Consider the following 22,293-nt stretch of genomic DNA (forward strand, 5'->3'; position numbering starts at 1 on the left):
CGGGCACCTGCCGGGGCGACCTGCTGAAGCAACCGCACTCCGCCGCTTGGTTGGAGCCGCGGTGGGGGCCGGGCCCGGCGGGGGCCCGCACACCGCTCTCACGCCCCGTAAGCCCCACGAACGTAAGCCCCACGAACCGAGGATCTCCCTTGACCAGTCGCGACGTTCTGATCGTCGGCGTCGGATCGCTCACCCGGGCGATCTGCTCGTCCCTCGCCACGACCGCCCCGGAGCGGTGCGCCGTGACCCTGTTGTCGGGTACGCCGCACAACGCTGCCGAGGTCTGCTACGTCGCCAACACCCGCGCCGCGTTGAGCGGGGCCGACGTGGCGTTCCGGGCGCTGCCGGCACCCGAGTACTCCGCCGAGGTGTTCCGTTCCGTGCTGGCGCGCGTCAAGCCCGCTGTCGTTATCAACTGCGCCTCGCACCAGTCACCGTGGGAGGGCACACGGGCGCCCTCGGCATGGAGTGACCTCGTGGCCGGGGCGGGATTCGGCGTGACCCTGCCGCTGCAGTCGCTGCCCGCCCTCACCCTGGCCGAGGCGATCGCCGACGTACATCCGCAGGCCCTGCTCGTGAACGCCTGTTTCCCGGACGCGGTCAATCCCGTGCTGAAGTCCCTCGGCCTTCCGGTGTTCTGCGGGACGGGCAACGTCCTGACGATCGCGGCCTCGCTCCGGGCCGCTCTGCGAGCCGGCGGCGGGCAGGGCTCGCTGCGGGTGCTGGGGCACCATGTGCACCTGCACGCGCCGCACCGCCCCGACGAGGAGGCGCTCGCCTGGCTCGACGGAGTGTCCGTACCCGACGTCACCGAGGCCCTGCGCGCGCAGCGCGACACCCCGAGGTCCGAACTGAACGCGGTGGGCGGCCATGCCACGGCCCTTCTCGTGTCCGGCCTGCTCGACCAGCGTGAGGCACAGGTGAACCTCCCGGGGCCTTCGGGCCTGCCCGGCGGCTATCCGGTGCGGATCTCCTCGGGCCGTATCGACCTGGATCTGCCCTCGGTGATGTCCCGGGAACGGGCGGTGGAGCTCAACCAGCGGTGGGCCGTGCTCGACGGGGTACAGGTCCGGGCGGACGGCGAGATCCGTTTCACCGCGGAGGGCGACGCCGAGATCGACAAGGAACTGCCGGATCTGCTGAGCCCGTTCCATGCCGACGGCATACGGGAAAGGTGCGCACGCATGCTGATGCTGAGGACCCGACTGCGGAACGTACCGTCGCGGTCCGCCGCATGAGGGGAGAGCAGCAGGAGAAGCAGGTCACGGCGCCCGAAGGCGCGGCCCGGGTACCGGGGTTCGCGCCCACGCCGATGGTGCTCGGCGGCATCGTCGCCCTGGAACTGGGCGCGGCCCTGGCCAAACTGCTGTTCCCGCTCGCGGGCGTGGCGGGCGTGGTGGCCCTGCGGCTGGTGTTCGCGGCCGTCGTTCTTCTCGTCGTCATGCGAGTGTCTCCGCGTGTCTTCCGTGACTCCGGCACGCTCGGGCTCGTCCTGCTCATCGGGACGCTGCTGGCCCTGCACCATCTGGCGTTCTACGCGGCCGTCGACCGGCTGCCGCTGGGAGTCGCCGTCACCATCGAGTTCACCGGCCCACTGACGATCGCCCTGTTCTCCACCCGGCGCATGCGCGGTCTGCTGTGGGCGGGGCTCGCCGCGGTCGGGGTCTGTCTCACCGCACTGACCGACGCGACGGGTCCGCTGGGGCTCGCGGGGGTGCTGCTGGCGATCGGAGCGGCGGTGTCCTGGGGCGGCTACATCATGGTTTCCTCCACCCTGGGCCGCAGGACCGAGGACGGACGCTGGCTGACGCCGGCGACCACATGGGCCGCGGTGCTGACCCTTCCGCTCGCCGTGACCACCTCCGGCACCGCGCTGCTCGACCCCCGGGTGCTGCTGGGATGTCTCGGCGTCGCCGTGCTGTGCGAGGTCGTGTCGTATTCGCTGCAGAACAAAGCCCTGCGCCGGATGCCGGCGCAGGGCTTCTCGATTCTGATGAGCCTGGAGCCCGCCGTCGCCGCGGTGTTCGGGCTGGTGATGCTCGGCCAGGCGGTTTCCGCCTGGCAGATCACCGGAATCGTGGCGGTCGTGGCCGCCTCCATCGGAAACACCCTCGCGCCCGGCCGCTAGGCCGGACCGACGCAGTCAGCCCCTGTCAGCCCCGTCAGTGGGTCCCGCGGCTGGGCTGGGGCGCCGGCCTCAGGCCGTGGCGGATCGCGTGGCCCGTGTCGATGCCGTAGCACACGTCGCGGAAGAAGCGCTTGCAGGCGATGCCCAGTGCGCGCATGTCCGTCCCTGCCTCTCTCTTGCCGTTGCACTGCTGTCTGTAACGATCCCGCGGAGGCCGACCTCAGAACAGTGGCGGCAATGACACTCTTCGCTAAGATTCCGCCAGAGAGTGCCGTGGCCTTTTGCAGAGGAGCGACGGATGATCCAGCGCAAGCCGAACCCTCCGTACCGCGTCGCCGCCCTGGTGACCGATCAGACCTCGTCGTTCGAGATCGGGATGGTCACAGCCGTGTTCGGCCCGTATCTGAACGATCTGACCCCCGCGCACTACGAACTGCGCCTCTGCGCGGAGCAGCCCTCCTCCGTGCCCTTGGCGGGAGGCGCTGTGCTGACCACGCGGTACGGGCTGCGGCAGCTGCGCTCGGCCCACACGGTCATCGTGCCCAGCAGCGCGGATCTGGACGTGCCGCCGTCCGGCGCGCTCATCGAGGAGCTGCGGGCGGCACACCGCGCCGGCGCGCGCATCGTGTCGACGTGCATGGGGGCCTTCACGCTGGCGGCGGCCGGGCTGCTCGACGGCCGGCCGGCCACCACCCACTGGCGCTGGGCCGACCTGCTGCGCAGTCGCCACCCGCGGGTCGAGGTGGATCCGTATCCGCTCTACGTGGATGACGGCGATGTCCTGACCGGTGCGGGCAGTGCGGCCACTCTCGATCTGTTTCTGCACCTGGTGCGCAAGGACTTCGGGACGGAGCTGGCCAACGCGGTGGCGCGGCGCCTGGTGATCCAGCCGCACCGGGACGGCGGTCAGGCACAGTACATCGAGGCGCCCGTGCCCGCGCCGTCCCAGGACGAGGGAGTCCCGCGCAGCATGGCATGGGCGTTGGAGCATCTGTCCGAGCCGGTCACGGTGGGTGCCCTGGCCCGGGAGGCGCGGATGTCCGAGCGCAGCTATCTGCGGCACTTCGCCCGGGCCACGGGGAGCTCACCGATGCGCTGGCTGATCTCGCAGCGGGTGCGGGCGAGCCTGCCGCTGCTGGAGACCTCGCCCGCCTCGGTGGAGGAGATCTCGGCGGCCGTGGGCTTCGAGTCCCCCGTGACCTTCCGGCACCACTTCTCGAAGATCATGCGCACCTCGCCGTCGGCCTACCGCCGGGGGTTCCGTACCGTCACTGCGGGCCCCTGGACGGTGTCCGGCGAGGAGACCGCACGGTCGTCGGGGTGACGGCCGGCCGCTGCGCCGCCCCGGCGCGATGGCTCGGTATTCCGCCCCGGCGGTCACGCCTCGTTACTATGTTCACTTCATGCCGGAAGCTGGAGGCGGAAGATGCTGAGAGAGGTTGCCGCTACCCGCTACGTCGTTCCCCTCCGGTCCGGCGGCTCCGTGCCCGCAGTCGTCGAGGCCGACGACCTGGGCACGTACGTCGTCAAGTTCACCGGCTCCGCGCAGGGCCGCAAGGCGCTGGTCGCCGAGGTGATCGTCGGTGAGCTGGCCCGTGCGCTGGGGCTGCGCTTCCCCGAGCTGGTCCTGGTCCACTTCGACCCCGCGATCGCGGACAGCGAGCCGCACCAGGAGGTGCGCGAGCTGCATGCCGCCAGCGCGGGGATCAACCTCGGCATGGACTTCCTGCCGGGCGCGCGGGACTTCACCCCCGAGGTCGCCAAGACCTTCCGGGCGGACCCGCTGGAGGCCGGGCGGATCGTCTGGCTGGATGCCCTGACCGCGAACGTCGACCGTACGGTGCACAGTTCGAACCTGATGATTTGGCCGACGCTCGGCACGGTGCCGCCGCGCCTGTGGCTGATCGACCACGGGGCCGCCCTGGTCTTCCACCACCGCTGGGACGGCTCGGACCCCGGGAAGGCGTACGACTTCCGCCATCACGCCCTCGGCCACTACGCCCCCGATGTGCGCGCCGCGGACGCCGAGCTGGCGCCCAAGGTGACCGAGGAACTGCTGCGCGGGATCGTGGCCGAGGTGCCGGATCCCTGGCTGGCCGACGAGCCGGGCTTCGCCACGCCGGACGAGGCCCGCGCGGCCTATGTCGCCCACCTCCACGCGCGCGTGCGGGCGTCCGCCGCCTGGCTCCCCACCGACTTCCCCACCCGGGAGGAACTCGCCGCCGAGGAGGCCCTCCGGGCGGCGAGGTCACAGCAGGGCCGGCCGAGGTGGCTGAAGCAGGTCCCCGACCTGCACGGCAAACCGGCCGCGGAACAGGATTGGTCGGTGCACCTCGGATGAGCGGCCGTGTCGAGATCGAGTACTGCACCCAGTGCAGATGGCTGCCGCGCGCGGCCTGGCTGGCGCAGGAACTGCTCACCACCTTCGAGGCGGAGCTGTCCGAGCTGGCCCTGAAGCCGGGCAAGGGCGGGATCTTCGTGGTCCGGGTGGACGACGAGGTGGTCTGGGACCGCCGCGAGCAGGGCTTCCCCGAGCCGACGGCCGTCAAGCAGGCCGTACGCGACCGAGTGGCCCCGGGAAAGTCCCTGGGCCACTCGGACAAGGCGTCGCAGGAGTAGGTCAGCCCTTGAGCTGCTCGTACGCGGGCAGCGTCAGGAAGTCCGCGTAGTCCTCGTCGAGGGAGACCTCCAGGAGCAGGTCATGGGCCTGCTGCCAGTGGCCGGCCGCGAAGGCCTCCTCGCCGATCTCGGCGCGGATGTTCGCCAGTTCCTCGGCGGCGACCTTGCGGGCGAGCTCGGGCGTGGCGTGCTCGCCGTTCTCGAACTCGACGCCCGCGTTGATCCACTGCCAGATCTGGGAGCGGGAGATCTCGGCGGTGGCCGCGTCTTCCATGAGGTTGAAGATGGCGACCGCGCCGAGGCCGCGCAGCCACGCCTCGATGTAGCGGATGCCGACCTGGACGGCGTTGACCAGGCCCGGGTACGTCGGCTTGGTGTCCAGGGAGTCGACGGCGATCAGGTCGGCCGCCTCGACGTGGACGTCCTCGCGCAGCCGGTCCTTCTGGTTCGGCTTGTCGCCGAGGACCTTGTCGAAGGACTCCATGGCGATCGGGACCAGGTCGGGGTGGGCCACCCAGGAGCCGTCGAAGCCGTCGCCGGCCTCGCGGTCCTTGTCGGCGCGGACCTTCTCGAAGGCCACCTTGTTGACCTCGGCGTCCCGGCGGGACGGGATGAACGCCGCCATGCCGCCGATCGCGTGGGCGCCGCGCTTGTGGCAGGTGCGGACGAGGAGTTCGGTGTACGCGCGCATGAACGGGGCCGTCATCGTGACCGCGTTGCGGTCCGGCAGGACGAACTTGGCGCCGCCGTCGCGGAAGTTCTTGACGATGGAGAACAGGTAGTCCCAGCGGCCGGCGTTCAACCCGGAGGCGTGGTCGCGCAGTTCGTAGAGGATCTCCTCCATCTCGTACGCCGCCGTGATCGTCTCGATCAGGACGGTCGCGCGGACGGTGCCCTGCGGGATGCCGAGGTGGTCCTGCGCGAAGACGAACACGTCGTTCCAGAGGCGGGCCTCCAGGTGCGACTCCGTCTTCGGCAGGTAGAAGTACGGGCCCTTGCCGAGGTCGAGCAGGCGCTGGGCGTTGTGGAAGAAGTACAGGCCGAAGTCGACGAAGGCGCCGGGCACCGGCTGCCCGTCGACCTGGAGATGCCGCTCGTTCAGGTGCCAGCCGCGCGGGCGCATGACGACCGTCGCGAGCTCGTCGTTGGGGCGCAGGGCGTACGACTTGCCGGACTTCGGGTCCGTGAAGTCGATGTTCCGGGTGTACGCGTCGCTCAGGTTGACCTGGCCGAGGACGACGTTCTCCCAGGTGGGCGCGGAGGCGTCCTCGAAGTCGGCGAGCCAGATCCGCGCGCCCGAGTTGAGGGCGTTGATGGTCATCTTGCGGTCGGTGGGGCCGGTGATCTCGACCCGGCGGTCCTGGAGCGCGGGCGGGCAGGGGGCCACCCGCCAGGAGTCGTCCGCGCGGATGGCGGCGGTCTCCGGGAGGAAGTCGAGCGTGGAGGTGCGGGCGATCTCGGCGCGGCGCTCGGCGCGGCGGGCGAGCAGTTCGTCACGCCGGGGCGTGAACCGGCGGTGCAGCTCGGCCACGAAGGCGAGGGCCGCCTCCGTGAGGACCTCCTCCTGCCGCGGCAGGGGCTCGGCGTCGACGATGGCCAGCGGGGACGGCGCTGGTGCGGACATGAGCTGTCACTTCCTTCAGCGAGCTACGTGGACGAGCTGTCGAGCTTCTGGCACCGGGTGCCAGTGTTCCCGTATAGGACGAACTACGCCCGCGGAGCGGTCGGGCGCTTCTGAACAGTGGATACTAGTTTCCTCATGGTGGAAGTTCAATCGTTTGTTGATATCGAGATTCTCTGAGTCGAGGAAAGGTGGCGCTCAGTGCCACCCCGCTCACTCAAGGTGGCTCAGGTCGGCCTCCGTGTCGATGTCGTACGGCTCCGCCACGTCCCCGCACTCGACGAGCCGGATCGCGCCCTCGTGCTCCTTCAGATAGGCGCGTGCCCCGCGGTCGCCGGTCGCGGTCGCCGCGATGCCCGCCCAGTGGGCGGCGCCGAAGAGCACGGGATGCCCGCGTACCCCGTCGTAGGCCGCCGATACGAGCGACTCTTCGCCCTCGTACGCGGCCAGCACCCGGGACACCGCCTCCGGCCCGATGCCCGGCTGGTCGACCAGCGAGACGAGTGCCGCCCGCGCCCCCGTCCCCGCGAGCGAGCCGAGCCCGGCGCGCAGGGAGGAGCCCATTCCGTCGGCCCAGTCCGGGTTCTCCAGCAGTACGCAGTCGCCGAGTTCGGCCTGCTCCCGTACGGCGGCGGCCCGCGCGCCCAGCACCACGTGCACGCGCGTGCAGCCCGCCTCGCGCAGTACCCCGACGGCATGCTCGACGAGGGGGCGGCCGCGGTGCCGGAGCAGCGCCTTCGGGCGTCCGCCGAGCCGTCGTCCACCGCCGGCGGCGAGGAGCAGACCGACGACGGGGGCGGCTTCCCGCTCAGCCATGAGCCGTGTCTTTCTCAGTCATGCGTCCTGCATACCTGACACCTGAACGGGCGCCCGACTTCCAACGACTGAATTTCCGTCCGCGTGGTGGCGGATCGGCATCGGGTGGCGTTTACTGACCCGCGTCTCCGGCGCCCGGCCGACGCGAGGGGTGCTCGGAGGGGGGAGCGGGACTACTGGCGCACAACGGCGTGCGAGGGGGGAGTGCTGTGTTGCGGAGCTTGGGACAGAGGCCGGTGACGGGCAGCGACGAGGACCCGAGGGTGGCGGAACTGCGGACGGCGGTGTCCCGTCTGCGCCGCGAACTCGCCGCGCACCCTGCCGAGTTCCCGGACCGCGGCATCGCCGAGGACGAACTCGCCGCGCTGGCCGCGATGACGATCCACGGAGTGCCGGAGACGCCCCGGCTGCGCAGGTCGCTGCTCCTGATCGCAGGGGCGATCGGATCCGTGAGCGCCCTGTCCCGAGGACTGTCGGCCGTCCGCAACGCCGTGGATCTGTTCGGGGAGTCTCCGCGGGGGCGGGGCTAGGGCTGGGGCTTGACCCGCCGGACCGGCCTTGGAGAGCCGGTCCGGCGAAGCGTGTTCATGGCCGGCTCGGCGTCACAGCGTGCTCATACCCGGCTCGGCGTCACGACGTGGGGTTCTGGCTGGCCAGGGCCTCCGACAGCTCGTCGGCCACCTGCTGCAGCACCGGCACGATCTTGTCCGTCGCCGCCTCGGTGACCCGCCCGGCCGGGCCGGAGATGGAGATCGCCGCCGCGGTGGGGGAGTCGGGGACGGAGACGGCCAGGCAGCGCACGCCGATCTCCTGCTCGTTGTCGTCGACCGCGTAGCCGTTGCGCCGTACGTCCTCCAGCGCCGCGAGGAAGCCGTCCGGCGTGGTGATCGTCTTCTCCGTGGCGGCCGGCATACCCGTGCGGGACAGCAGGGCCCGCACCTCCTCCGGCGGGAACGAGGCGAGCAGTGCCTTGCCGACACCGGTGGAGTGCGGCAGCACACGGCGGCCGACCTCGGTGAACATGCGCATCGAGTGCTTGGACGGCACCTGGGCGACGTACACGATCTCGTCGCCGTCGAGCAGTGCCATGTTCGCCGTCTCGCCGGTCTCCTCGACCAGCCGGGCGAGGTAGGGGCGGGCCCAGGTGCCGAGCAGCCGGGAGGCGGACTCGCCGAGGCGGATCAGCCGGGGGCCGAGGGCGTAGCGGCGGTTGGGCTGCTGGCGTACGTATCCGCACGCGACGAGCGTCCGCATGAGGCGGTGGATGGTGGGCAGCGGCAGCCCGCTGCTCGCGGACAGCTCGCTCAGGCCGACCTCGCCGCCCGCGTCGGCCATCCGCTCCAACAGGTCGAAGGCGCGCTCAAGGGACTGGACACCGCCACTGGCGTTGGATTTGGCGGAGTCGGTGGTGCTGGCGCTGGACGTCGGCACGGCGCGTTCCTTTCGGGACCGGCTGGGAGGGAAGAAGCCTACCCGTCGGTCGGTTGACTCCCCGCTTGTAGGTAGCTACGTTCTGCTTGCTGGAATTCTAATTCCGCTTTGTGGAAACGTCCAGAGTGTGCGCAACGGGTGCACTGTGGAGAAGTGTGCCCTTGACGACGTGGAAGCGGGAGTGAAGACTCCTTCAACAGAAAGTTGAATTCCGTTACGCGGAAGTAAAACGCGGCGCGGAGGTCAAAGGCGGCAGAGAGGGGTCCGGGTGTCCGACGCTGAACTGGTGCTGCGCTCGACGCGCGTCATCACGCCCGAGGGGACACGCGCCGCCTCGGTCGCGGTCGCCGGCGGAAAGATCACCGCCGTACTCGCCCACGACGCCGAAGTCCCGTCCGGCGCCCGGCTGGAGGACCTCGGCGACGACGTCCTGCTGCCCGGCCTGGTCGACACGCACGTGCATGTCAACGACCCCGGCCGCACCGAGTGGGAGGGCTTCTGGACCGCCACGCGCGCGGCGGCGGCCGGCGGCATCACCACCCTCGTCGACATGCCGCTCAACTCCCTCCCGCCGACCACCACGGTCGACCACCTCCGTACCAAGAAGGACGTCGCCGCCGACAAGGCGCACATCGACGTCGGCTTCTGGGGCGGCGCCCTGCCGGACAACGTCAAGGACCTGCGCCCGCTGCACGAGGCCGGTGTCTTCGGCTTCAAGGCCTTCCTGTCGCCGTCCGGCGTGGACGAGTTCCCGCACCTCGACCAGGACCGGCTCGCCCAGTCCCTGGCGGAGATCACCTCCTTCGGCGGCCTGCTGATCGTGCACGCCGAGGACCCGCATCACCTGCAGGCCGCCCCGCAGCAGGCCGGCCCGAAGTACGCCGACTTCCTCGCCTCGCGCCCGCGCGACGCGGAGGACACGGCGATCGCCCAGCTCATCGCCCAGGCGAAACGCCTCCACGCGCGCGTGCACGTGCTGCACCTGTCGTCGTCCGACGCGCTGCCGCTGATCGCCGAGGCCAAGCGGGACGGCGTACGGATCACCGTCGAGACGTGCCCGCACTACCTCACCCTGACCGCCGAGGAAGTCCCGGACGGCGCCAGCGAGTTCAAGTGCTGCCCGCCGATCCGTGAGTCCGCCAACCAGGACCTGCTGTGGCAGGCGCTGGCCGACGGCACCATCGACTGTGTGGTCACCGACCACTCGCCCTCCACGGCCGACCTGAAGACCGACGACTTCGCCACCGCCTGGGGCGGCATCTCCGGCCTCCAGCTGAGCCTGGCGGCCGTGTGGACCGAGGCCCGCAGGCGCGGACACGGCCTGGAGGACGTCGTCCGCTGGATGTCCGCGCGGACCGCGCAGCTCGTCGGGCTGGACCAGAAGGGCGCCATCGAGGCGGGTCGCGACGCCGACTTCGCGGTCCTCGCGCCCGACGCGACCTTCACCGTGGACCCGGCCGCCCTCCAGCACCGCAACCGTGTGACGGCGTACGCGGGCAAGACCCTGTACGGCGTCGTGAAGTCCACCTGGCTGCGCGGCGAACGCATCGTCGCGGACGGCGAGTTCACCGACCCGAAGGGGCGACTCCTCACCCGGACCGACTGACACCCACCCATCGATCTCGAAAGGCAGACCTGATCACCGTGACGGCGATACCCAGCTTCACCGGCGACGCGAACCCCTACGGCGGCGGCGACCCGTACGCGGACTACCGCACCGCCGACTTCCCGTTCACCCAGTACGCCAACCTCGCCGACCGCCGGCTGGGCGCCGGAGTCATCGCCGCCAACGACGAGTTCTTCGCCCAGCGGGAGAACCTGCTGGTGCCCGAGCGGGCCGAATTCGACCCCGAGCACTTCGGGCACAAGGGCAAGATCATGGACGGCTGGGAGACCCGGCGGCGCCGCGGTGCCTCCGCCGAGCACCCGTGGCCGACGGCCGAGGACCACGACTGGGCGCTGGTGCGGCTCGGTGCGCCCGGCGTGATCCGCGGCATCGTCGTCGACACGGCCCACTTCCGCGGCAACTACCCGCAGGCGGTGTCCGTCGAGGGCGCGTCGGTGCCGGGTTCGCCGTCGCCCGAGGAACTGCTCGGCGACGACGTGAAGTGGACGACGCTGGTCCCGCGCACGCCGGTCGGCGGCCACGCGGCCAACGGTTTCGCCGTCTCGGCCGAGCAGCGCTTCACCCACCTGCGCGTCAACCAGCACCCCGACGGCGGGATCGCCCGCCTGCGCGTGTACGGCGAGGTCGTACCCGACCCCGAGTGGCTGTCGGTGCTGGGCACCTTCGACGTGGTCGCCCTGGAGAACGGCGGCCAGGTCGAGGACGCCTCCAACCTCTTCTACTCGCCCGCCACCAACACCATCCAGCCGGGCCGCTCCCGCAAGATGGACGACGGCTGGGAGACCCGCCGGCGCCGCGACCAGGGCAACGACTGGATCAGCTACCGGCTGGTGGCCCAGTCCCAGATCCGTGCGGTCGAGATCGACACGGCGTATCTGAAGGGCAACAGCGCGGGCTGGGCGTCGGTGTCGGTGAAGGACGGCGAGAGCGGGGAGTGGACGGAGATCCTCCCGCGCACCCGCCTCCAGCCCGACACCAACCACCGCTTCGTCCTGCCGACCCCCGCGGTGGGCACGCACGCGCGCGTGGACATCTTCCCGGACGGCGGCATCTCCCGCCTGCGCCTGCACGGCTCACTGACCGAGCAGGGCACGACCGCGCTGGCGGCGCGACACCAGGAGCTGGGCGGCTGAACCCGTGGGGCGCACCGGCCCGCCCGGACAGCACCGGTGCGCCCCACGTCACCTCACGCGTGCGCCCCACGTCACCTCACGCCGCGTGGCCGCCGTCCACCGCGAACTCGGTCCCCGTGACGTACTCGGCGCCCGCCAGATACGCCACCATCCCGGCCACCTCCTCGGCCGTCCCGAACCGCCCCAGCGCGGTCATCTCCGCCTGGCCAAGCGCATACGGGCCGTCCGCCGGATTCATGTCCGTGTCGATGGGCCCGGGGTGCACGATGTTCGCCGTGATCCCGCGCGGGCCGAGCTCACGGGCCAGCGCCTTCGTCAGGCCGATGAGCGCCGACTTGCTGGTCGCGTAGAGCGTCCCGCCCGGCCCCGGCACATGCTGCGCCATACAGCTGCCGATCGTGATGATCCGGCCCCCGGCACCCATGCGAACGGCCGCCGCCCGTGAGGTGAGGAAGACGCCCCGGACGTTCACACCGAGGACCCGGTCGACATCCGCCAGCGACAGGCCCTCCAGCGGCCCCAGGACACCGACGCCGGCGTTGTTCACCAGCACGTCCAGGCCCCCGAGCACCTCGGCCGTACGCCCCACCGCGCCCTCCGCCTCGTCCGCGTCCCCGGCGTCCGCCCGCAGGGCCACGGCCCGCCGCCCCAGCGCCTGGACGGCGCCCACGACCTCCTCGGCCGCCTCCTTGCCGTTCACATAGGTCACCGCGACGTCCGCGCCCTCCCGCGCGAGCCGCAGCGCCGTGGCCGCACCGATGCCGCGACTGCCGCCGGTGACGAGGGCGACCTTGCCGAGCAGGGTTCCGTAAGTGCTGGTCGTGGATCCGTAAGTGGTTGTCATACGTCCATCCCAGCGCCGCACGGGGCGAAGTGCTGGCGGCGAACGGACACCGAGGTGCGGCCCGTTCCCGGCCGGCGCCCGGTGACGCGGCACCCGGCCCACCTATGAGTTGCGGGCGCCCATGCGGTCTGAGGTGATGACAACAGACCGCACCCCCGAAAAGAGGCACCCCTCATGGGCAAGCTCGTCTCCACCATCTTCGTCACCCTCGACGGCGTCTACCAGGCACCCGGCGGCCCGGAGGAGGACACCCGCGGCGGCTTCGAGCACGGCGGCTGGAGCTTCCCCTACGCCGACGACGACTTCGGCCAGTTCGTCAACGAGGTCTTCACCCGCCCGGCCGCCTTCCTCCTCGGGCGCCGCACGTACGACATCTTCGCGGCCTTCTGGCCGAAGGTGACCGACCCCGCCGACCCGGTGGCGTCCAAGCTCAACGGACTGCCGAAGTACGTCGCCTCCTCCACGCTGACGGACCCCGAGTGGACCGGCACCACCGTGATCAGCGGCGACCTCGCCAAGGAGGTCACCGCCCTCAAGGAGCGCACCGACGGCGAACTCCAGGTGCACGGCAGCGGCGCCCTGGTCAGGTCCCTGCTGGCGCACGACCTCGTCGACACCTTCCATGTGCTGACCTTCCCGGTCGTGCTCGGCGCCGGGCACCGTCTGTTCACGGAGGGCTCCGCGCCCACCGCCTTCCGGCACACCGGCGCCCGCACCACGAGCACCGGCGTCGCCATCCACTCGTACGACCGGGTGGGCCGCCCCGAGTACGGCTCGTTCGCGGGCGAGTACGAGCTCTCCGGGGACGCGTGACCATCCGCCGACGGCGTTCTCGCCCAAGGTCATGGAGATCGGGTGAGGACGCCGGGGCGCACGTTAACTTCCCGAAAACTCATCGGACTTGCCGGGAAAATCTCCAGCGTTGACATTGACATGCCACTGTCTACGCGCGTCATCATGAAGCCATGAGATTCCCCCCACGAATCACCCGCATCGGCGCAGCAGCCGCCGTCCTGTCCGCCCTCCTCGTCGGCGGCACCGTCACTGCCACCCCGGCGGCCGCCGCGGTCGGCAGCATCTGCTACAGCGCTCTGCCGTCCCAGGCACACGACACGCTCGACCTCATCGAGCAGGGCGGCCCCTTCCCCTACGACCAGGACGGCACCGTCTTCTCGAACCGGGAAGGCATCCTGCCGAGCCAGTCGTCCGGGTACTACCACGAGTACACGGTGATCACGCCGGGTTCCCCCACACGCGGTGCGCGCCGCATCGTGACCGGTGAGAAGAGCCAGGAGGACTACTACACGGCCGACCACTACAGGTCGTTCGATCTGGTCAACTACGGCTGCTGAGCCCGCGACCGGCCAGAAGCCCGGCCCGCGGACCGGCCGCAAGCCATGTCCGCGCTCAGCCGGGCTTCTGGCTCCTGGCGACGGCGAACAGCGCGAAGGCCAGCACGAGCAGTGTGACGCTCACGTAGATCTCGAAGCCGTCGAGGAAGCCGATCCGCTGGACGAGACCCCAGTGCCAGTCGGTGAACTCGTTCAGCAGACCTGCGACGCCCTGGAACAGGGCGATGACGCCGAGAAACTCAAGCAACTGCTTCATGCCATGACCCTCGCCCCGCGAACCCCCCACGCCAATCGGCCGCGGGGCGAGCCAGGGCCGTCGGAAGTCCACGTTCCGGATGGCCTGCGGCGACCAAGGTCTCGGAGGCCGCGACTTTGGTCGTCGATCTCGCGCGTGAAGGCGCGCCGGAGGCCGGTACTGCGTAGATTTGTCGACCGTGAGTCGTGACAAGCCGGAGCCCGCACCGCAGGCGTTCGCGGGGCGGCGCTGGCTGCTGCCCTCCGCCCTGGTCAAGGAGTTGGAAGCCGACCCCGAGCGTTCCGGGCGACGACCCCGGCGCACCGCGCGCGACTGGGCCGTCGACTTCTCCTTCTTCCTGCTGGCCGTGTTCATCGGGCTGACGGCCGCGGACGCGCTGAGGAGCGAGGACCTTCCGCCGGGCTACGCCGCCTTCGACCAGTTGCTGGGCGCGCTCTCCTGCGCCGCGGTCTGGCTGCGGCGCCGCTGGCCGGTCGGGTTGGCCGTCGCGATGGTCCCGATCAGTGCCGTGTCGAGCACTTCGGGCGGCGCGTTCCTGGTCGTCATGTTCACTCTCGCCGTGCACCGGCCCTTCCGGTACGTGGCCTGGATGGCCGGGGCGTCCCTGGCCCTGAACCCGCTCTACTTCTGGTTCCGTCCCGACCCCGACGTGCCATACGGCTGGGCGCTCGTCCTGGCCGCCGCGCTGACCGTCGCCGTGGTCGGCTGGGGCATGGTCGTCCGTTCCAAGCGCCAGCTCATGCTGAGCCTGCGTGACCGGGCCCGGCGCGCCGAGACGGAGGCGCAGTTGCGCGCCGAACAGGCACAGCGGCTCGCCCGCGAGGCCATCGCCCGGGAGATGCACGACGTCCTCGCCCACCGCCTGACGCTGCTCAGCGTGCACGCGGGCGCACTGGAGTTCCGGCCCGACGCGCCCCGCGAGGAGATCGCGCGGGCGGCGGGCGTCATCCGGGAGAGCGCCCACGAAGCCCTCCAGGACCTGCGGGAGATCATCGGCGTTCTGCGGGCCGGCGAGCCCGACGACTCCGGCCGCCCTCAGCCGACCCTCGCCGCACTGGAGGCACTGGTCACCGAGTCGCGTGAAGCCGGCATGAAGGTCACCCTCGACCAGCGCGTCACCGACCCCGCCGCCGTGCCCGCCTCGGTCGGCCGCACCGCCTACCGCATCGCCCAGGAGGGCCTGACCAACGCCCGCAAGCATGCCCCCGGCACCGAGGTCACGGTGACGGTGACCGGCGGGCCGGGCGAGGGCCTGTCGGTGGGGGTGCGCAATCCCGCGCCCGACGGCGAGGTTCCCCATGTCCCCGGCTCCGGACAGGGCCTGATCGGCCTGACCGAACGGGCCACGCTGACCGGCGGCAGACTGGAGCACGGCGCGGCGTCGGACGGGGGGTTCGAGGTGCGGGCCTGGCTGCCGTGGGGGTGACACCCGGGGAGCCGACCCCGCGCGGCCAACGGCCGCCCCGGGACGGGCCGTTGCGGCACCGGCCGTTCCGGCGCCACGCGCGCGTGCGGTGCCGCGGCGCACGTCACGCAGTGAACCGGCCAGCCCGAGTGGCACTCCTCGCCGACCGGCACCTCCACGCCGTACAACCGTGATTACGTAAGGGACATGACTGCGATCAGACTCCTCCTCGTCGACGACGACCCGCTGGTCAGGGCCGGCCTGTCCTTCATGCTGGGCGGCGCCGACGACATCGAGATCGTCGGTGAGGCGGCCGACGGCTCCGAGGTCGAGACACTGGTCGACCGCGCCCGGCCGGACGTGGTCCTGATGGACATCAGGATGCCGTCGGTCGACGGCCTCACGGCCACCGAGCGGCTGCGTGGCCGCAAGGACGCCCCGCAGGTCGTGCTGCTGACCACCTTCCACGCCGACGAGCAGGTACTGCGCGCGCTGCGCGCGGGTGCCGCCGGGTTCGTCCTCAAGGACACGCCGCCCGCCGAGATCGTCGACGCCGTGCGGCGCGTCGCGGCCGGTGACCCGGTCCTGTCGCCCACCGTGACACGCCAGTTGATGAACCACGCGGCCGGCGCCGCCGCCGACACCCGCCGTGCACGCGCGCGTGAGCGGCTCACGGCCCTCAACGACCGTGAGCGCGAGGTCGCCGTCGGGGTGGGCCGGGGCCTGTCCAACGCCGACATCGCCGCCGAGCTGTTCATGAGCGTCGCCACCGTCAAGACCCATGTCTCCCGCGTCCTGGCCAAGCTCGACCTCAACAACCGTGTGCAGATCGCCCTGTTGGCGTACGACGCGGGACTGCTGGAGGAACCGGACGGGGACGGGCACTAGTCGGGACTCCCGTGCGTTCTCGGTGTGGTGGGGAGTGGGAGCGGCAGTGGACGGGCGAGGGGGAGCGTCGTGGCGGAAGTGATCGACCTGGGGGAGTTCGGGGACGGGTTCCGGGTGAACCCGCATCCTGTGTACGCGCGCCTGCGCGAGCAGGGTCCGGTCCACCGGGTGCTACTGCCCGACTGGCAGTCCGAGGTCTGGCTCGTCGTCGGGCACGAGGAGGCACGCGCGGCGCTCGCCGATCAGCGGCTGTCCAAGGACGGCGCCAAGATCGGCCTGAAGTCGCTCGAAGAGGAGATGATCGGGAAGAACCTGCTGGCCACCGATCCGCCCCAGCACACCCGGCTGCGCGGGCTCATCGCGCGCGCCTTCACCATGCGCCGCGTGGAAGGGCTGCGGCCCAGGATCCAGCAGATCACCGACGAACTGCTCGACGCCATGCTGCCCCGGGGCCACGCCGACCTGGTGGAGTCACTCGCCTACCCGCTGCCGCTCACCGTCATCTGTGAGCTGCTCGGCGTGCCCGAGATGGACCGCGTGGAGTTCCGCAGGATGTCGACGCAGGCTATCGCGCCGACCGGTCCGGGCAGTGAGGTCGCCGCCTTCACCGGCCTCGCCGCGTACTTCACCGGCCTGATCGAGGACAAGAGGTGCGCCGGACCCACCGGTGACCTGCTGAGCGACCTGATCCGCACCACGGCCGAGGACGGCGACCGGCTCTCCCCGGACGAACTGCGGGGCATGGCCTTCATCCTGCTGATCGCCGGCCACGAGACCACGGTCAACCTCATCACCAGCGGCGTCCACGCCCTGCTCACCCACCCGGATCAACTCGCCGCCCTGCGCGCCGACATGACGCTCCTGGACGGCGCGGTCGAGGAGATGCTGCGCCACGAGGGGCCGGTGGAGACGGCGACGTTCCGCTATGCCGCCGAGCCCCTGGAGATCGCGGGCAGGCACATCGAGAAGGGCGAGGCGGTGATGGTCGGTCTCACGGCGGCCAACCGGGACGCCGCCCGCTATGCGGCCCCCGACACCTTCGACATCCACCGGGACACCCGGGGCCACCTCGCCTTCGGCCATGGCCTCCACTACTGCCTGGGCGCTCCGCTGGCCCGCCTGGAGGCGCGCACGGCCCTGCGCTCCCTCCTGGAGCGCGCACCCGACCTGGCGCTGGACGGCCCACCGGGGGAATGGATGCCGGGGATGCTGATACGGGGGATGCGGAGCCTGCCGGTGCGCTGGTAGCCGCGCGAGCGCCGCTGCCCTGCGCCGGGCCCTGCACAGCCGCCGGGCCCTGCAAAGTCGACAGGCTCCGCACAGTCGACAGGCTCTGCACAGTCGTGGGCCCTACACAGTCGTCAGACCCTTCACAGTGCCGTGGTCTGGGCCCCGCCCGGAAGCTCGCCGAGCACGACCGGTCTTCGCTCGCGTCTCGACAGCTCGCACGCCTCCGAGATCCGCAGCGCCTGCAGGGCCTCCCGCCCGTCGCAGGGGTTGGCCCGCTCCCCGCGCACGACCTCCACGAACGCGTTCAGCTCCGCCTCGTAGGCCGGTCCGAACCGCTCCAGGAACCCCGACCACGGCTTGTCCGCCGCGGGCGGCCCGGTCGGCTCGGTGGAGGCGATCGGCGTACGGTCGTCCAGCCCGACCACGATCTGGTCCAACTCCCCGGCCAGCTCCATGCGTACGTCGTACCCGGCGCCGTTCAGCCGCGTCGCCGTGGCCGTGGCGAGCGTGCCGTCGTCCAGCGTGAGCACCACCGCCGCCGTGTCGACGTCGCCCGCCTCACGGAACATCACCGGCCCGGCGTCCGACCCGGCCGCGTACACGTCGGTGACCTCGCGCCCGGTCACCCAGCGCAGCATGTCGAAGTCATGGATCAGGGTGTCCCGGTACAGCCCGCCGGACAGCGGCAGCCACGCGACCGGCGGCGGCGCCTGGTCGCTGGTCAGCGCCCGCACGGTGTGCAACCGCCCGAGCCGCCCGGAGCGCACCGCCTCGCGCGCGCCCACGTACCCCGCGTCGAAGCGGCGCTGGAAACCCATCTGCAGAATCGTCCCGGCCGTCTCCACCTCGCCGATCGCCTGCAGCGTGCCCGGCAGATCGAGCGCTATGGGTTTCTCGCAGAACACCGGGAGCCCGGACCGTGCTGCCCGACCGATCAGTTCGGCGTGTGCCGACGTCGCTGTGGTGATCACCACAGCGTCCACGCCCCACTTGAAGATCTCGTCCACTCCGGGCGCCGCCGTCTCGCCCAGCCGGTGCGCCAGTCCCTGGGCCCGCGACGCGTCCGCGTCCGTGAGGATCAGGGAGCCGACGTCGCGGTGGCTGCTGAGTGTGTTGGCGTGAATCGTGCCGATCCGGCCCGTACCGATGACCCCGATGCGCATGGAAACAAAGTGCGCGTTCAGTGCGCGCGCTGTCAATGCAAATGTCCGGACAATCAAACTACACGACTTCCCGTCAACAACGCGTAGAGCTACAGTCAGGCCGTGCCGAAACCAGAAGTGGACCCGACCGTGGAACTAGAGCTCAGCGTGGACCGGAGCAGTCCGGTGCCCTTGTACTTCCAGCTGTCCCAGCAGCTCGAAGCCGCGATCGAGCACGGAGCGCTCACGCCCGGCAGCCTGCTGGGCAACGAGATCGAACTCGCCGCACGCCTCGGCCTGTCCCGGCCGACCGTCCGCCAGGCCATCCAGTCACTGGTCGACAAGGGCCTGCTGGTGCGCCGCCGGGGCGTCGGGACCCAGGTCGTGCACAGCCAGGTCAAGCGCCCGCTGGAGCTCAGCAGCCTCTACGACGACCTGGAGTCGGCCGGCCAGCGCCCGGCGACCAGGGTGATCGTCAACACCGTCGTCCCGGCGTCGGCCGAGGTCGCGGCCGCTCTCGGGGTCGCCGAGGACAGCGACGTACACCGCATCGAGCGGCTGCGTCTCGCGCACGGTGAGCCGATGGCGTACCTGTGCAACTTCCTGCCGCCCGCTCTGATCGACCTGGACACCGCCCAGCTGGAGGCCACCGGCCTCTACCGCCTGATGCGGGCCGCCGGTATCACCCTGCACAGCGCCCGCCAGACCATCGGCGCCCGCGCGGCCACCGCCGCCGAGGCCGAACGCCTCGCCGAGGAGGAGGGCGCCCCGCTGCTCACCATGCAGCGTGTGACCTTCGACGACACGGGCCGGGCTGTGGAGTACGGCACCCACACGTACCGCCCGACGCGCTACTCGTTCGAGTTCCAGCTGCTCGTACGGTCATGAGCGCGAGGCCTGTACGGGCCTGATCCCGGCCGACGAACCACCTGGTACGTAGCAATGTCAGGACAATGCGACGTCCCAGAGTGGCAACGCCCTCGCAGGGGCGCGGGGACCTGCGCGAGCAACCACAAACCACCCGCACCCGGCAGACCGCAGGATCCGCGCATTGTTCCCCCGCTCGGCACCCAGCGTGAGCGTGCGGCACAATCGGCCCTGATGAGCAACTACCGCGACCTCGCTTTCCCCGCCCGGACGGGCAGCGCCCCCATCGGCTCCCGCCGCGCGCCGGCGCTGCGCACGGTCGGCCCCCGGGAACGCCGCTCACACCTGTCGGCGCCCAGAGTCCCCACCGTGGGTATCGACATCGGCGGCACCAAGGTGATGGCGGGCGTCGTAGACGCCGACGGCAACATCCTGGAGAAGCTCCGCACGGAGACCCCGGACAAGTCCAAGAGCCCGAAGGTCGTCGAGGACACCATCGTCGAGCTGGTCCTGGACCTGTCCGACCGGCACGACGTGCACGCCGTCGGCATCGGAGCGGCAGGCTGGGTCGACGCCGAACGCAACCGTGTGCTGTTCGCGCCGCACCTGTCCTGGCGCAACGAGCCCCTGCGCGACCGCCTGGCCGGCCGGCTCGCCGTGCCCGTCCTGGTCGACAACGACGCCAACGCCGCCGCCTGGGCCGAGTGGCGCTTCGGCGCCGGCCGCGGCGAGGACCACCTCGTCATGATCACGCTGGGCACCGGCATCGGCGGCGCGATCCTGGAGGACGGTCAGGTCAAGCGCGGCAAGTACGGCGTCGCCGGTGAGTTCGGCCATATGCAGGTCGTGCCCGGCGGTCACCGCTGCCCGTGCGGCAACCGCGGCTGCTGGGAGCAGTACAGCTCCGGCAACGCGCTGGTGCGCGAGGCGAAGGAGCTGGCCGCCGCCGACTCCCCGGTGGCGTACGGGATCATCGAGCACGTCAAGGGCCAGATCGGCGACATCACCGGCCCGATGATCACCGAGCTGGCCCGCGACGGCGACGCGATGTGCATCGAACTGCTCCAGGACATCGGGCAGTGGCTCGGAGTCGGCATCGCCAACCTCGCCGCCGCCCTGGACCCGTCCTGCTTCGTCATCGGCGGCGGTGTGTCGGCCGCCGACGAGCTGCTGATCGCCCCCGCGCGGGACGCCTTCAAGCGCCAGCTCACCGGCCGCGGCTACCGCCCCGAGGCCCGCATCACCCGGGCCCAGCTCGGCCCCGAGGCCGGCATGGTCGGCGCCGCGGACCTGGCTCGCCTGGTCGCCCGCCGCTTCCGCCGCGCCAACCGGCGCCGGGTCGAGCGCTACGAGCGCTACGCGCGGTTCGCCGAGGCCCGCCGGTCGCAGGGGTCGGCGTGACCGTGACCGTACCCCGCCAGGCAGATTCCCCGGACGAGCCGCAGCAGCCGGCCGAGGACCGACGCCATATGATCCGCCGCAGGGCGCTCACCCTGCTCATCATCGTGCTGCTCATCGGCGTACCCGCCGGATATCTGGTGATCTCCGCCAACCAGAGCCGCGAGAGCGGCAAGGACAAGGAGGAGAAGTACTCCGCGACCGGCCTCACCCCGCACTGGCCGTCGAGGGTGCAGCGCCGCGTCTACCAGGTGACGATCCCGGTCCCCTCGTACAACGTCGGCTACTACGAGACCAACAACTGGCGGACCAGCCGACTCTACGTCCAGTTCTCGACGACCGACGAGAACCTGGACGCCTACCTGGCGACCATGGGGCTCGGCCGGGACGACCTGAAGGCGGGCGAGATCGCCATCGGCGCCCGCGACCAGAAGATCACCGGCTGGAACTTCAAGAAGGGTGCCGGCGGCCCCTGGTACGGCATCATCCACGAGCAGAAGAACCCGGCTCCCACCCACGACATCGTCGTGAGCATGGCCGACCCGGAGAATCCGTTCGTGTACGTCGTCTCCCGCACGGTCCCTTGATGACCGGCTGAGGCTGCCGGCCGCGTGCTGACCGCCCGAGTTCCCGGCCCGCGCCGGTCGCCGGGGCCGATTGTCAGACCCCGCCCGTAGAGTCGAAGACGGTTGATCCGACTCATGGGCGGGAGGTGACAGGACGTATGAGCGACAAGGCCGTGCACAGCGGCGCCGCCGCGGTGGCCGAGCGAGCGGGGGAGTGGGTCCCCGTCCGGCTCGCGGCCGTCTTCCTGCCCGCGTCCCTCCCGCGCGAGGGACGGATCGCCTTCTGGGATCCCGAGGAGGGCCCGCTCCCCGAAGGCGCCACGGATCTCACTGTCGTACGACGTCATGGAGCCGGCGTCCGCCGCCGGACCACCCCCGCGCTGTCCTTGCCGCTCGGCGAGGCACTGCCGCTGCTCGTGCGCGCCCGGCGCGACCCGGCCGCACACCCCGCCACCGCCTGCTGGGGCGCCGCCGCGCTGCACGCACTGCGGCTCACCGCGCGCGGCCGGCTGCTGCCCGGCCTGACCCCCACCGGCCACGACGCCTGGCGCGCCGGACCGCTCGACCCGGACGACATCACGCACCTGCGAGCGATCGCCGCGGCCCTGCCGTACGAAGGCCATGCGGTGCCCCTGACCGGCCCGGGACCGCTGCGGCTGCCCGAGCCGGAGGCGCTGATGCGCTCCTTCCTGGACGCGGTCGCCGACACCCTGCCCCGTACCCCCGCCGCACCCCACGCCTCGGGAAAGCCCTTCGCCGCGCGCGAGCCCCAGCGCCTGCCCGACGCCCACGACTGGGCCGCCGAGGTCGCCGCCGGCATGGACGCGGGCGTGCGGATCTCGCTGCGCCTGGACCTGTCGGCGTACGCCCTCTTCGACGACCGCCCCCCCGGCGGGCACCCACGCCCCCCGCGCCCGCGACCCGCTGCGAACCCCCCCCCCCCCCCCCCCCTGGGGCCCCCCCCGGGCCC

At 71.4% G+C, this 22,293-nt stretch carries 23 protein-coding genes and 1 pseudogene; 17 read left to right on the plus strand and 7 right to left on the minus strand.

Features of this window, described 5'->3' with window-relative positions:
• Positions 1-149: 149 nt before the first annotated feature.
• Both ACFWYS_RS45325 and ACFWYS_RS45330 read left to right on the plus strand, forming a co-directional pair.
• On the plus strand, positions 150-1,238 hold the full coding sequence (locus tag ACFWYS_RS45325; RefSeq protein ID WP_384782671.1) for a hypothetical protein: 1,089 nt from the start codon (positions 150-152) through the stop codon (positions 1,236-1,238).
• Positions 1,235-2,128, plus strand: coding sequence for a DMT family transporter (locus tag ACFWYS_RS45330; protein WP_384782673.1), 894 nt, complete (start codon positions 1,235-1,237; stop codon positions 2,126-2,128). The genes ACFWYS_RS45325 and ACFWYS_RS45330 overlap by 4 nt, the downstream gene beginning before the upstream one ends.
• Before the next feature lie 34 nt (positions 2,129-2,162).
• On the opposite strand, the gene ACFWYS_RS45335 is transcribed toward ACFWYS_RS45330, so the two are convergent.
• A complete protein-coding gene (locus ACFWYS_RS45335; protein WP_384782675.1) occupies positions 2,163-2,285 on the minus strand; it encodes a hypothetical protein in 123 nt (40 codons plus the stop codon).
• A 141-nt stretch (positions 2,286-2,426) separates the two neighbouring features.
• On the opposite strand from ACFWYS_RS45335, the gene ACFWYS_RS45340 reads away from it, so the two are divergent.
• From ACFWYS_RS45340 to ACFWYS_RS45350, 3 genes are all read left to right on the plus strand, one after another.
• Positions 2,427-3,452 carry a GlxA family transcriptional regulator gene (locus ACFWYS_RS45340; RefSeq protein ID WP_384782677.1) on the plus strand — a complete coding sequence of 342 codons (1,026 nt, stop codon included), beginning with the start codon at positions 2,427-2,429 and terminating at the stop codon, positions 3,450-3,452.
• A 102-nt stretch (positions 3,453-3,554) separates the two neighbouring features.
• Entirely contained in the window at positions 3,555-4,469 is a 915-nt protein-coding gene (locus ACFWYS_RS45345; protein ID WP_384782679.1) for a HipA family kinase, read from the plus strand.
• Positions 4,466-4,747 carry a SelT/SelW/SelH family protein gene (locus ACFWYS_RS45350; protein ID WP_384782681.1) on the plus strand — a complete coding sequence of 94 codons (282 nt, stop codon included), beginning with the start codon at positions 4,466-4,468 and terminating at the stop codon, positions 4,745-4,747. The genes ACFWYS_RS45345 and ACFWYS_RS45350 overlap by 4 nt, the downstream gene beginning before the upstream one ends.
• A gap of 1 nt (position 4,748) precedes the next feature.
• Here the strand turns inward: ACFWYS_RS45350 and aceB are convergent, their stop codons facing one another.
• On the minus strand, positions 4,749-6,371 hold the full coding sequence (gene aceB / locus ACFWYS_RS45355; RefSeq protein ID WP_384782683.1) for a malate synthase A: 1,623 nt from the start codon (positions 6,369-6,371) through the stop codon (positions 4,749-4,751).
• Positions 6,372-6,581: 210 nt separating this feature from the next.
• Positions 6,582-7,184: an NTP transferase domain-containing protein gene (locus ACFWYS_RS45360; protein ID WP_384782685.1), complete on the minus strand. Its 603-nt coding sequence runs from the start codon at positions 7,182-7,184 to the stop codon at positions 6,582-6,584.
• Between the two features lie 236 nt (positions 7,185-7,420).
• Between ACFWYS_RS45360 and ACFWYS_RS45365 the strand changes: the two genes are divergently transcribed.
• A complete protein-coding gene (locus ACFWYS_RS45365) occupies positions 7,421-7,714 on the plus strand; it encodes a DUF5955 family protein (protein ID WP_384782687.1) in 294 nt (97 codons plus the stop codon).
• Positions 7,715-7,814: 100 nt separating this feature from the next.
• Here the strand turns inward: ACFWYS_RS45365 and ACFWYS_RS45370 are convergent, their stop codons facing one another.
• Positions 7,815-8,615: an IclR family transcriptional regulator gene (locus tag ACFWYS_RS45370; protein WP_384782689.1), complete on the minus strand. Its 801-nt coding sequence runs from the start codon at positions 8,613-8,615 to the stop codon at positions 7,815-7,817.
• 268 nt (positions 8,616-8,883) lie between these two features.
• Here ACFWYS_RS45370 and allB point away from each other — a divergent pair, with 268 nt between their 5' ends.
• Together allB and alc are read left to right on the plus strand one after the other, a co-directional pair.
• Positions 8,884-10,221, plus strand: a complete 1,338-nt coding sequence (allB, locus tag ACFWYS_RS45375; protein ID WP_384782691.1) for an allantoinase AllB — start codon at positions 8,884-8,886, stop codon at positions 10,219-10,221.
• 38 nt (positions 10,222-10,259) lie between these two features.
• Positions 10,260-11,375: an allantoicase gene (gene alc, locus ACFWYS_RS45380; protein ID WP_384782693.1), complete on the plus strand. Its 1,116-nt coding sequence runs from the start codon at positions 10,260-10,262 to the stop codon at positions 11,373-11,375.
• Between the two features lie 76 nt (positions 11,376-11,451).
• Here alc and ACFWYS_RS45385 read toward each other — a convergent pair whose 3' ends face one another.
• Positions 11,452-12,219: an SDR family oxidoreductase gene (locus ACFWYS_RS45385; RefSeq protein ID WP_384782695.1), complete on the minus strand. Its 768-nt coding sequence runs from the start codon at positions 12,217-12,219 to the stop codon at positions 11,452-11,454.
• A gap of 174 nt (positions 12,220-12,393) precedes the next feature.
• On the opposite strand from ACFWYS_RS45385, the gene ACFWYS_RS45390 reads away from it, so the two are divergent.
• Both ACFWYS_RS45390 and ACFWYS_RS45395 read left to right on the plus strand, forming a co-directional pair.
• Positions 12,394-13,032 (plus strand): dihydrofolate reductase family protein, encoded by a 639-nt coding sequence (locus ACFWYS_RS45390; RefSeq protein ID WP_384782697.1) that lies wholly within the window; start codon positions 12,394-12,396, stop codon positions 13,030-13,032.
• 152 nt (positions 13,033-13,184) lie between these two features.
• Positions 13,185-13,571, plus strand: coding sequence for a ribonuclease domain-containing protein (locus ACFWYS_RS45395; RefSeq protein WP_384782699.1), 387 nt, complete (start codon positions 13,185-13,187; stop codon positions 13,569-13,571).
• A 55-nt stretch (positions 13,572-13,626) separates the two neighbouring features.
• Here ACFWYS_RS45395 and ACFWYS_RS45400 read toward each other — a convergent pair whose 3' ends face one another.
• A complete protein-coding gene (locus ACFWYS_RS45400) occupies positions 13,627-13,827 on the minus strand; it encodes a hypothetical protein (protein WP_384782701.1) in 201 nt (66 codons plus the stop codon).
• Between the two features lie 169 nt (positions 13,828-13,996).
• Between ACFWYS_RS45400 and ACFWYS_RS45405 the strand changes: the two genes are divergently transcribed.
• From ACFWYS_RS45405 to ACFWYS_RS45415, 3 genes are all read left to right on the plus strand, one after another.
• Positions 13,997-15,253 (plus strand): sensor histidine kinase, encoded by a 1,257-nt coding sequence (locus ACFWYS_RS45405; protein WP_384782703.1) that lies wholly within the window; start codon positions 13,997-13,999, stop codon positions 15,251-15,253.
• A 186-nt stretch (positions 15,254-15,439) separates the two neighbouring features.
• Positions 15,440-16,120: a response regulator gene (locus ACFWYS_RS45410; RefSeq protein WP_384782705.1), complete on the plus strand. Its 681-nt coding sequence runs from the start codon at positions 15,440-15,442 to the stop codon at positions 16,118-16,120.
• A 69-nt stretch (positions 16,121-16,189) separates the two neighbouring features.
• Positions 16,190-17,368, plus strand: coding sequence for a cytochrome P450 (locus ACFWYS_RS45415; protein ID WP_384782707.1), 1,179 nt, complete (start codon positions 16,190-16,192; stop codon positions 17,366-17,368).
• Positions 17,369-17,490: 122 nt separating this feature from the next.
• Here the strand turns inward: ACFWYS_RS45415 and ACFWYS_RS45420 are convergent, their stop codons facing one another.
• On the minus strand, positions 17,491-18,513 hold the full coding sequence (locus ACFWYS_RS45420; RefSeq protein WP_384782709.1) for a Gfo/Idh/MocA family oxidoreductase: 1,023 nt from the start codon (positions 18,511-18,513) through the stop codon (positions 17,491-17,493).
• A gap of 129 nt (positions 18,514-18,642) precedes the next feature.
• Between ACFWYS_RS45420 and ACFWYS_RS45425 the strand changes: the two genes are divergently transcribed.
• From ACFWYS_RS45425 to ACFWYS_RS45440, 4 genes and pseudogenes are all read left to right on the plus strand, one after another.
• Complete coding sequence (locus ACFWYS_RS45425) at positions 18,643-19,380, plus strand: GntR family transcriptional regulator (RefSeq protein WP_384782715.1); 738 nt, start codon at positions 18,643-18,645, stop codon at positions 19,378-19,380.
• Positions 19,381-19,593: 213 nt separating this feature from the next.
• The gene (locus tag ACFWYS_RS45430) at positions 19,594-20,760 is read left to right on the plus strand and encodes an ROK family glucokinase (protein ID WP_384782711.1); all 1,167 of its coding nucleotides are present in this window, start codon (positions 19,594-19,596) and stop codon (positions 20,758-20,760) included.
• On the plus strand, positions 20,757-21,344 hold the full coding sequence (locus ACFWYS_RS45435) for a sugar kinase (protein ID WP_384782713.1): 588 nt from the start codon (positions 20,757-20,759) through the stop codon (positions 21,342-21,344). The genes ACFWYS_RS45430 and ACFWYS_RS45435 overlap by 4 nt, the downstream gene beginning before the upstream one ends.
• A gap of 137 nt (positions 21,345-21,481) precedes the next feature.
• Positions 21,482-22,293 (plus strand): annotated as a pseudogene (locus tag ACFWYS_RS45440) (ATP-dependent helicase); the annotation flags it as partial.

This window comes from Streptomyces sp. NPDC059010 (genome assembly GCF_042740355.1).
Lineage (GTDB): Bacteria > Actinomycetota > Actinomycetes > Streptomycetales > Streptomycetaceae > Streptomyces.

Bases quoted from the DNA above. Each gene is read 5' to 3' on its own strand.
- ACFWYS_RS45335 (WP_384782675.1), bottom strand. From the start codon at position 2,285: ATGCGCGCACTGGGCATCGCCTGCAAGCGCTTCTTCCGCGACGTGTGC.
- ACFWYS_RS45410 (WP_384782705.1), top strand. From the start codon at position 15,440: ATGACTGCGATCAGACTCCTCCTCGTCGACGACGACCCGCTGGTCAGG.
- ACFWYS_RS45395 (WP_384782699.1), top strand. From the start codon at position 13,185: ATGAGATTCCCCCCACGAATCACCCGCATCGGCGCAGCAGCCGCCGTC.
- ACFWYS_RS45385 (WP_384782695.1), bottom strand. From the start codon at position 12,219: ATGACAACCACTTACGGATCCACGACCAGCACTTACGGAACCCTGCTC.
- ACFWYS_RS45420 (WP_384782709.1), bottom strand. From the start codon at position 18,513: ATGCGCATCGGGGTCATCGGTACGGGCCGGATCGGCACGATTCACGCC.
- ACFWYS_RS45340 (WP_384782677.1), top strand. From the start codon at position 2,427: ATGATCCAGCGCAAGCCGAACCCTCCGTACCGCGTCGCCGCCCTGGTG.
- ACFWYS_RS45350 (WP_384782681.1), top strand. From the start codon at position 4,466: ATGAGCGGCCGTGTCGAGATCGAGTACTGCACCCAGTGCAGATGGCTG.
- aceB (WP_384782683.1), bottom strand. From the start codon at position 6,371: ATGTCCGCACCAGCGCCGTCCCCGCTGGCCATCGTCGACGCCGAGCCC.
- ACFWYS_RS45390 (WP_384782697.1), top strand. From the start codon at position 12,394: ATGGGCAAGCTCGTCTCCACCATCTTCGTCACCCTCGACGGCGTCTAC.
- ACFWYS_RS45345 (WP_384782679.1), top strand. From the start codon at position 3,555: ATGCTGAGAGAGGTTGCCGCTACCCGCTACGTCGTTCCCCTCCGGTCC.
- ACFWYS_RS45360 (WP_384782685.1), bottom strand. From the start codon at position 7,184: ATGGCTGAGCGGGAAGCCGCCCCCGTCGTCGGTCTGCTCCTCGCCGCC.
- ACFWYS_RS45430 (WP_384782711.1), top strand. From the start codon at position 19,594: ATGAGCAACTACCGCGACCTCGCTTTCCCCGCCCGGACGGGCAGCGCC.
- ACFWYS_RS45400 (WP_384782701.1), bottom strand. From the start codon at position 13,827: ATGAAGCAGTTGCTTGAGTTTCTCGGCGTCATCGCCCTGTTCCAGGGC.
- ACFWYS_RS45330 (WP_384782673.1), top strand. From the start codon at position 1,235: ATGAGGGGAGAGCAGCAGGAGAAGCAGGTCACGGCGCCCGAAGGCGCG.